9 protein-coding genes are annotated in these 9618 nt (G+C 40.3%); all 9 read right to left on the bottom strand.

The genetic code is table 11. The annotated features are described in order from the left end of the window. Positions 1–46: 46 nt before the first annotated feature. The 9 genes from rfbD to RR45_RS10385 all read right to left on the bottom strand — a co-directional run bounded on the left by rfbD (position 47) and on the right by RR45_RS10385 (position 9536). Positions 47–901 (bottom strand): dTDP-4-dehydrorhamnose reductase, encoded by an 855-nt coding sequence (gene rfbD / locus RR45_RS10425; RefSeq protein WP_031366369.1) that lies wholly within the window; start codon positions 899–901, stop codon positions 47–49. Beyond that, positions 898–1947 carry a dTDP-glucose 4,6-dehydratase gene (gene rfbB / locus RR45_RS10420; RefSeq protein WP_031366370.1) on the bottom strand — a complete coding sequence of 350 codons (1050 nt, stop codon included), beginning with the start codon at positions 1945–1947 and terminating at the stop codon, positions 898–900. Before rfbB ends, rfbD begins: the two co-directional genes overlap by 4 nt. 116 nt (positions 1948–2063) lie before the next feature. Next, entirely contained in the window at positions 2064–2657 is a 594-nt protein-coding gene (locus RR45_RS10415) for a dTDP-4-dehydrorhamnose 3,5-epimerase family protein (protein WP_031366371.1), read from the bottom strand. A gap of 3 nt (positions 2658–2660) precedes the next feature. Continuing rightward, positions 2661–3533, bottom strand: a complete 873-nt coding sequence (rfbA, locus tag RR45_RS10410) for a glucose-1-phosphate thymidylyltransferase RfbA (protein WP_031366372.1) — start codon at positions 3531–3533, stop codon at positions 2661–2663. Between the two features lie 220 nt (positions 3534–3753). After that, complete coding sequence (gene ezrA / locus RR45_RS10405) at positions 3754–5484, bottom strand: septation ring formation regulator EzrA (RefSeq protein ID WP_031366373.1); 1731 nt, start codon at positions 5482–5484, stop codon at positions 3754–3756. 260 nt (positions 5485–5744) lie between these two features. Continuing rightward, complete coding sequence (gene tsf, locus RR45_RS10400) at positions 5745–6782, bottom strand: translation elongation factor Ts (protein ID WP_031366374.1); 1038 nt, start codon at positions 6780–6782, stop codon at positions 5745–5747. 274 nt (positions 6783–7056) lie between these two features. Further along, positions 7057–7833 (bottom strand): 30S ribosomal protein S2, encoded by a 777-nt coding sequence (gene rpsB, locus RR45_RS10395; protein WP_031366375.1) that lies wholly within the window; start codon positions 7831–7833, stop codon positions 7057–7059. Positions 7834–8264: 431 nt separating this feature from the next. Next, a complete protein-coding gene (locus RR45_RS10390; protein WP_244148319.1) occupies positions 8265–8585 on the bottom strand; it encodes a DUF2798 domain-containing protein in 321 nt (106 codons plus the stop codon). Positions 8586–8912: 327 nt separating this feature from the next. Further along, positions 8913–9536, bottom strand: a complete 624-nt coding sequence (locus RR45_RS10385; protein WP_031366376.1) for an NAD(P)-dependent oxidoreductase — start codon at positions 9534–9536, stop codon at positions 8913–8915. Positions 9537–9618 lie beyond the last annotated feature (82 nt).

The following is a 9618-nucleotide window of genomic DNA, read 5'->3' as shown; positions in this document are numbered from 1 at the left end:
GAAATTTTCCCACACGATTTATTATAGAGCCATACTTTTTTAAAGCTTATTCTGGTTTTTCCTGACGGTAGAATTCTTTCAAGGCATCTTGCCAAGTTGGAATGACAAAACCTGTTGCTTTCGCTTTGGTCAAACTCATCGTTGAGTTCAAAGGCCGTTTGGCTTTAGCCGGAAATTGACTTGAATCCACTGGTTTAACAGTCACAGTTGTCTCTTTCAAGATTTCAACTGCAAAATCATACCAAGTCACATCTTCTGTTGCGTCATTTGACAAATGATAGTAACCAAAATCCTTACGGTTATCCGTTAAATGCGCCATGAACTCAGCCAAAGTCCGTGTCCATGTTGGACGTCCGTGTTGGTCATTGACAACAGTCAAGCTGTCATGTGATTCAGCTAATTTTTGCATGGTAAAGACGAAATTCGCGCCATAATTACCAAATACCCAAGCTGTCCGAATGATATAGAATTTTTTAGCATATTTTTCAACAAGCTCTTCACCAAGACGTTTTGTGCGACCATACTCTGTTTGCGGGTCTGGCACATCGTCCACTTCCCACTCTTCACCAACTGGTTTTTGACCGTCAAAAACATAGTCAGTTGAGATATAAACAAGCGTTGCATCATGCGCTGCTGCTGCCTTAGCGATATTTTCTGTCCCTGTGACATTAATCGCATAGTCAAGCTCTTTGCCTTCGTCTTCTGCCTTGTCAACAGCTGTATACGCGGCACAATGATAGACCAATGTAGGTTTTACTTCTGCGAAAACTTTGTTTACCTGCTCAGTATTTGTAATATCAAGCTGTGCCACATCCGTTGCGACATAGTCCACATCACGTTCATCTAATAGATAACGTAACTCAGTACCCAGTTGACCATTTGCCCCAGTAATTAAAATCATTTTAATACCTCTTGTGATTTAGCATAGTTGGCTTCGACCGCTGCTTTTTCAGCTTCCCACCAGTCTTTATTATCTGTGTACCATTTAATCGTATCTTTTAAACCAGATTCAAAGTCAGTATGCTTAGGCGTCCAACCAAGCTCTGTGCGAAGTTTCGTATTGTCGATCGCATAGCGCAAGTCATGTCCTGCACGGTCTGTCACGCGGTCATAAGCTGTCGCTTCTTGACCCATTTCAGTCAAGATTTCTTCCAAGACTTCTTTGTTGTTTTTCTCGCCATCAGCACCGATTAGGTAAGTTTCACCGATCACACCTTTAGTAAGAATTGTCCAAACACCTGAAGAATGATCTTCTGTGTGGATCCAGTCACGGACATTTTTACCATCTCCATAAAGTTTTGGACGGATACCCGCTAAAATATTGGTAATTTGACGCGGGATAAATTTCTCGATATGTTGGTATGGACCATAGTTGTTTGAACAGTTAGAGATCGTTGCTTTAAGACCAAATGAGCGGACCCAGGCGCGAACGATTAAGTCACTCGCTGCTTTTGTCGAAGAGTAAGGTGAGCTTGGGTTGTAAGGTGTGTGGTCCGTAAATTTCTCACCTTCACCTTCGCCATGACCTGGTAAATCTTCACGGTAAGGCAAATCGCCATAGACTTCATCCGTTGAGACATGGTGGAAACGCAAATCATATTTACGTGCCGCTTGAATTAACGTATAAGTCCCGATAAAGTTGGTGTGGATGAACTCGTCTTGAGATTTGAGTGAGTTGTCATTATGTGACTCAGCTGCATAGTGGACGATAGCATCGACTTGACCTGCCAATTTATCAACCAAATCAGCATCAGCAATGTCCCCAACGACAAGCTCAACACGATCACCAAGAATCTCAGCAATGTTGGCTTTGTTGCCAGCATAAGTCAATTTGTCTAAAACGATAATTTTTTCAATTTCAGGGTGGTTATTATACACATAGTGTACAAAGTTCGAGCCGATAAAACCCGCGCCACCTGTTACGATTATTTTTTTTAATTCAGTCATTTTTTTACTTCCTTATTTGAACTTGGAGCTAACTTTCTCTACAAAAGTTGACAACTGCGGCCAACACGCTCATAGTAACTTATTTTTCTTTATCACTTTGTCTTTTCGAGAAATGCTTATAGCAAATCAGCCGTCAAAGCTGTCACATCTTTCAACAAAGGATGATTTTTATCTGCATCGCTCACTTCAGCGTTAGCAACGTCTTCCCATTTGATGCCGAGGGTTGGGTCAGCATAATTGACGAAAGCGTACTTAGGTTTAAGTTCAAGTGCCCAGTAATCGTTCACGAGATAGCTATAAGACACAACGTCGCTCAAAACTTGGAAACCATTGGCAACACCACGCGGAACGAAAATCCCTTTGCTGGCATCAATTTCTGTTTGATAAACGTTCCCAAAGCTTTCGCCTTCACGTAAATCAACCCATGCGCCAAGTACACGACCATTGTCCGCAACCGAAATGTACTTATCCCAAGGCTCTGCGTGTAAACCGCGTAAGACATTTTTGCGAGAAAACGAAACGTTGTTTTGTAGCTTGCCTTCAGCGAAAAAGCTTTCTGGGAAACCTAAGGGTAGCATTTTTTCTTTTTGGAAGTTTTCTTTAAACCACCCACGGTTATCCCCATGAACCGGAATATCGAATTCTAACATACCAGGAATGGCAGCAATTTCACGCGCTGCTAATTGCTTTTCAAAAAAGTTGTCAGTCATGGCTTAATCGGCCTCCACAAGTCGTAATAAATATTGACCATATTCGTTTTTCTTCAAAGATTGTGCCAGTTCAATCACTTGGTCACGTGTGATGTAGCCCATGCGGTAAGCAATCTCTTCCAAATTGGCTACCTGCAAGTTTTGCATCCGTTGGACCGTTTCGATATATTGCGCTGCTTCAAGAAGCGACTCATGCGTGCCTGTATCCAACCAAGCAAAACCACGCCCCATCACTTCAACATCCAAATCGCCACGTTTGAGGTAAGCATCATTGACATCAGTGATTTCAAGCTCACCACGCGGTGACGGTTGAATATTTTTAGCAATCTCCACCACATCATTGTCATAGAAATAAAGACCTGTAATGGCATAGTTTGATTTTGGGTGCTCAGGTTTTTCTTCCACTGAGACAGCACGCATGTTTTCGTCAAATTCAACAACACCAAAACGCTCTGGATCCTTCACTTGATAACCAAAGACCGTTGCACCTTTTGCTTTAGACGCCGCACGACCTAACATTTTTGACATGCCAGGACCGTAGTAAATATTATCGCCGAGAATCAAGGCAACATTATCATCGCCAATGAAATCAGCACCGATGATGAAAGCCTGTGCCAAGCCATCAGGACTAGGTTGTACCGCATAACTCAAAGCAATGCCAAACTCGCTACCTTCTCCCAAGAGTTCTTCAAAACGTGGCAAATCTTGCGGTGTTGAGATAATCAAGATTTCTTTGATACCCGCAAGCATCAAAGTTGAAAGTGGGTAATAAATCATCGGTTTGTCATAGATTGGCATCAATTGCTTACTCGCCGCACGTGTCAATGGATACAACCGCGTTCCTGAACCACCTGCTAAAATAATACCTTTTGTCATGAAAAGCCTCTTTTCTTTTTATCTTTATCTTTTTAAGCTCAAACATAGCTGTTCATAATAGCTCAGCCGTTGAGAGGGAATATTGCCGCATCTCACGCCATGTTATATTTGTGCTCGAATTGCATACCCTATAATTATATCATAATTAATATTAGATGTGCTAATTCCTCATTTAATTCCTGATAGAACAAGCAAAAACTCGCCATTAGCGAGTTTCGTCTTATCGATAATCTGGTGTCATTTTGGTGTTGTGATAGACATTTGAAATACGTTCACTTGCACCCGGTTCCACCGCGTCCAATGCAACTGAAATTTCTTCGTAGGATGCAGCATAATTGCGATCGCGCTCAAATAATTGATACGCCCGCGCAATGCTCTTGGCAATCGCTTCATTCGTTGTTTTGTAACGATTGGCATATTGCATTAAATCTTCTGCCAAACGTGCTTTGTCTACCAATTCATCGGTTGCATCTTTAAGATTAGATAAATCTTCCGTTGTCACATCAACCAAATGATTAACGCCATCAATATTCACCTTCACTTTATTCAATTCTTTAAACAAAGTCTGTACGCGCTCTGATGTCGCAAAGAATTTATCCAAGTAAACTTGTGGCAAACCCGGTAAATTACGTTTTTCAACATAACGTTTCAAAATTCTGATTTCACGGTCAAAAGTATCAGCTGCATCTTGAGCTGCTTTTTCTTGCTTACGTAAATCTTGCAAATCGTTACTGATTTTAAGTTGATTTTTCTCAATATCATCGAGTGTAGAAATGATTGTATCAACTTCCTTGCCAAGTAAACTGTAAGGTTGTGCATTTTCTTGAATCACATCTAACAACTCATAGGCACCTGCCTCTAATTGCTCCAATTGCTCTTGGTAGCCACGAATCATTCCCATCTCATTACCTGTTAAAACATAGGCTTGAGAAACATGATCAATCTCCAAAAGAAGATTTTTATTGTTTGCTCGTGTGTGTGCAATATAATCTTTGATAATACTAGCATTTTTAGCGACATCACGACGTGCCTTATACTCAGCCTCAAAAATTTCGTAGAGACCATCTAAATTCAACTGAATCTGTTCCAATTGTGCATCAGCACGATCTAATTCAAAGTTTTCAACAAATATAGACGTTTGTTTCAAATCATCTCGAACTTCTTGCAAACGTTCTTCTACTCTTACAGATCCTGGCAATTTGAAATCTTGTGCTAAAAATTCTTGATAGCCTTGTGCCAATTCTTCCAATTGTTTTGGATATTTGACAGTCATATCTTCAACGATAGCTGGAATACGTTCTGCAATTGCACCTAGGGCAATCGTATGCTCCTCAGCGGTCTCTAAAACTTCAGATGCCTCGATCGGGTCACCTGTTGAATTCAAATCTACAAATTGGCTAAATTCAGTTTCGATATTATCTAACTGAGCCTCAAGTTCACCTAGGGCAACACCATATCTGTCTGCATTATCTGTAATTTCAGCACGTAAAGCCTGGTATAAATCCAAAGAATCTTGAATCTTAGACGAATTAATCGTTTCTTGTTTCGTTAACTCTGAAATACCCTCACGAATTGACTGCACATCTTCTTCCATAAGTTCAATCTGACTTTCGGACGCATCAACAGACGCACGTGCGCGAACAAATCTAAATGAATCATTCAATTGCTCTGCTTCAAAAATGTGATTTTCTAAATCCGCAAAAGAGTTTGACGACAAATCAATCCATTTCTGATTCCATTCACGAAAAATCGTCTGACTTTGTCCAACCAGATGCAATTTTTTGACGGCATCAATTTCTTCTTGTACTGGCAAATCAAATAAATCTTCTTTACGCTCTTCAAGCGCAATAATTCGATCTTCTATTTTTTTGCGTAGCACCATCGACGCCACATAAAAAATAACGACGATTGCAAGTAAGACGACGATTGCGATTATGATACTGTTTGGCATTCTATTTACTCTCCATCACGGGTCTATTAATACAGTTATATCTTGTTTTCGAATTTACAAATTCCGTGTTTCATTATACCACATTTAAAGCAAAAAATACACCGGAAGTTCAATTTCGGTGTATTTTTTAGTCATTTGATTAATCGATGCTTTAAAAAGTAGCAGTGTCATATACCAAGATTAAAAGAAATCTTTTGATACCTTTAATCACGCTCACTATCAAACAACTATTTTATCTTCTTACAATTAATTCGTGATGATTAATTTTCAAGTGCAGCGGCCATTGTTGCTTGTACTTCAGCTTCAAAGTTGTTAGCAGCTTTTTCGATACCTTCGCCAACTTCAAAACGTGCAAATGTAATTGCTTTAGCATCTTTAGATTCAAGGAATTTAGCAACAGTTTTGCTGTCGTCCATGACGTAAAGTTGTGACAAAAGCGCATTTTCTTGGTCAATTTGTGTATTATCAACGAAGAATTTAGCCATTTTACCTGGCAAGATTTTGTCCCAGATTTTTTCTGGTTTGCCTTCGGCTTTAAGTTCTTCTTTGAATTCTGCTTCAACTTTTGCTAAAACATCATCAGTCAATTGCGCAGCTGAACCATATTGTGGGACGTGCAAGAATGCTTTACCTGTACGTTTGCGGTCTTCGTTTTCAATTTCAATACGTGAAATCAAAGCAGTTGTTTCGCTAACGATGAAGTCATGGTCAAGTTCTTCAGCAGACAAAACGCTTGGGCTCATGGCAGCAACGTGCATGGCAACTGCTTTTGGAAGAGACTCATCGCCACCTTCAATAACTGTGATAACACCGATACGACCACCATTATGTTGGTAAGCACCGAAGTTTTGGTCGTCAGTTTTTTCAACTAATTGGAAACGACGGAAAGCAATTTTTTCGCCGATTGTTGAAGTTGCTTCAACATAAGCTTCTCCCAAAGTTTTGCCAGTAGCAGTTACAATGGCAAGTGCTGCATCGTTGTCAGCTGGCTTGTTTTTAGCAATCAATTCTGCTGTTTCGTTAACCAAGGCAACGAATTGATCATTTTTGGCAACAAAGTCAGTTTCTGAGTTAACTTCAACAAGTGCTGCAACGTTACCGTCAACATAAACACCAGTCAAACCTTCAGCAGCGACGCGGTCAGCTTTTTTAGCTGCTTTTGCAATCCCTTTTTCACGGAGCAAGTCAATTGCTTTGTCCATATCTCCATCAACTTCAACAAGTGCTTTTTTAGCATCCATGATGCCGGCACCAGTTTTTTCGCGCAATTCTTTTACTTGAGCTGCAGTAATTGCCATTTTTGATTTCTCCTTTAAGATGTTGAGGCGACTGCTTAGCTCCGTAGAAAATTAGGGATTTGCCGTAAGCGAACGGNCTATTTTCCTAGGAGCTAGGAGCCGAAACTCAGCTAGTTTAGATAAATAAAGAGGGCTGAGGCGTAGGCCCCGCCCTCTTTCGATTTTTATGTTAGATATTTGGTAAAACGTCAAGGTCAATCAAACCAAGATGAACCTTCTTTGTTGTAGAAACACTTTATGTTTCCTCATTGATCAATTCAAACTAGGCGTATGCTTAGTTTGAACCTTCCACAACTTCTACCAATTCTTCGATTGATTCAGATGATGCTGGTTCTGATACGTTTGCATCTTCAGCTTCAACAGCATCTTCGCCTTGACGACCTTCGATGATTGCATCAGCCATTTTACCTGTAATCAATTTAACCGCACGAATCGCATCGTCATTGGCAGGGATGATCACGTCAATTGGATCAGGATCTGCGTTTGTGTCAACCATAGCTACGATTGGAATATTCAATTTAGTTGCTTCTTGAACAGCGATTTGCTCTTTATGTGGATCCACGATGTAGATAAGATCAGGGATACGTGGCATATCAGCGATACCGCCCAAGAATTTTTCTAAGCGATCACGTTGTTTGTTAAGCAAAACAACTTCTTTTTTAGGAAGGACTTCAAAAGTACCGTCTTCTTCCATTTTGTTGATTTCTTTCAAACGTGCGATACGTTTTTGGATTGTACCCCAGTTAGTCAACGTACCACCCAACCAACGGTGGTTGATGTAGTATTGACCAGCACGAGTTGCTTCTTCTTTAACAGCTTCAGCAGCTTGTTTTTTAGTACCTACGAAGAGAACAACAGCACCGTTTGTTGCAGCTTCGCGTACATAGTTGTAAGCGTCGTCAGCAAGTTTAACTGTTTTTTGTAAGTCGATAACGTGAATCCCGTTACGTTCTGTAAAAATGTACGGTTTCATTTTTGGGTTCCAACGGCGTGTTTGGTGACCGAAGTGAACACCCGCTTCGAGTAGTTGTTTCATTGAAATGACTGCCATGAGCTAGTCTCCTTTTAAAATAGTTTTTTCCTCTTTCGACCGTCAACTCGCCCCGCTACTGGCTTTTACAGCTAGCACTACGGGACGATCATATCAAAATGTGGTTTAAGTTCCCGCATATTTTTACGGCAACCACTTAATTATACACGGTTTTTCCTGATTTGACAAGACTTAATTTTTGTATTTATCAAACAAATCGCCAATTGTCCCTTTAAAATCAACTTGCTCATCACCAACATAGAGCGCATCTACTTCATAGTGATCTTAAATCGCTGGAATTTCACGATTTTGCAACATTAGAAACTCAGCAATATCTTTAAACGTTTTCGTTTCTGGCGCATTGCCTGCATTGTGATAAGTAATTTTCATTTGCTTTTCCTCCTCTTTTATTATACATCCATTTCTAATAAATGGCATTTCTCAAGTGTTTATTACTTTTTCAAATGGCGTCGATAGATGACATAACGTGCAATTGGTTGAGCAATCAACATTTCTGTAAGCAACGCAATTGTGAAGTTTCTTGGCCATTTATAAAAGAACTGTTGGAATGGTGCTAAACTAATTGTTTTCGTTGCAATCATCGCACCTACGATAGTCATTAACACTGACATCATCGCGACATTAATCAAAATCGTTATCGTTATTTTGGCATTAAAGCTATCCGTCTCTTCTGTTATTTTAGCTGCTACCTTTTCTGCAGGCATGTGCGTCAGCAAAACAAAAGCTACGATTGCCACTAACAAAAATGGCATTGACGCAAGGGTATGCCCCCATGTCTCTAAACTAAATCCGGCCTCGAATCCTGAAATAACTGGTGCAATGATATTAACCGAAATAACGGCGACTATCGCAAGAAATAAAAAAATTCTTTACCGTTTAGGGGTAACTTCATATAAAAATCCATTGGGTATTCACCTCTTCTTTTCTATCTATTTACTGCAAAAAAAGCGCAAAGGGTATCCGACTAGAATCGGGTAACAACCTTTACGCTGAACCATTATACGCAGTAAATTATCTTTAGTATAACACAAATACTTTTTCTTCGTAAGTAAAAAATCACGAAATTCAATGCAAACTTCTTACCATCTAACTGATACACGCGCTTTATGGTGATTATCACTTGTCGCAATATCAACCAAGGCCATCGCATAATCAGCATACGATATTTGACTCACACCCTTATCGTCCGTCGTAAAAACTTCCCCCTCAATCACATAATGACCCTTTCTTTCCCCATCCGCGACAAAATCAGCCGCTGGCGAAATATAATTCCAATCAACATCAAGTGTCCGCAAACGCGCCAATCCCTCACCCATTGCACTCGCAAGTGGTTTAAAAGCATCCGGAAAACCTGCACTATCTTTTAAAGCCACCGTGTGACTCGCATCCAAGTAGAGAGACCCCGCACCCCCAACAACAACCAAACGTGCATTCGGTGCCAAAATAGCTGCCAAATGTGCCAAAGATGTGGTGTGTTGTTGAAGTGCCTCCGGCGCCCAGGCGCCAAATGCGTCAATCACAATATCAAAGTTTTTCACATCAGAAACGGTTAAATCAAATAAATCTTTAATAATAACTTGACTGGCTTGCGTTTTGTTTGCTTGACGGACAGCCACTGTCACATCCAAATCACGCGCTATCAGTTCATTCACGGTCTTTTGACCCGCTTTACCATTTGCCGCGACAACTAAAAATTTGCTCATCCTATTTATTCCTTATTTTCTATATCAACTTGCTATATCTTGACTACAAGTATATAGGGCACCTCTAAAAACGTATGAAAAG

Source organism: Pseudolactococcus chungangensis CAU 28 = DSM 22330 (genome assembly GCF_002441885.1).
Taxonomy (GTDB): Bacteria; Bacillota; Bacilli; order Lactobacillales; family Streptococcaceae; genus Pseudolactococcus; species Pseudolactococcus chungangensis.
The sequence above is the reverse complement of the archived record's forward strand: the minus strand, read 5'-3'. Positions and strand labels throughout refer to the sequence as shown.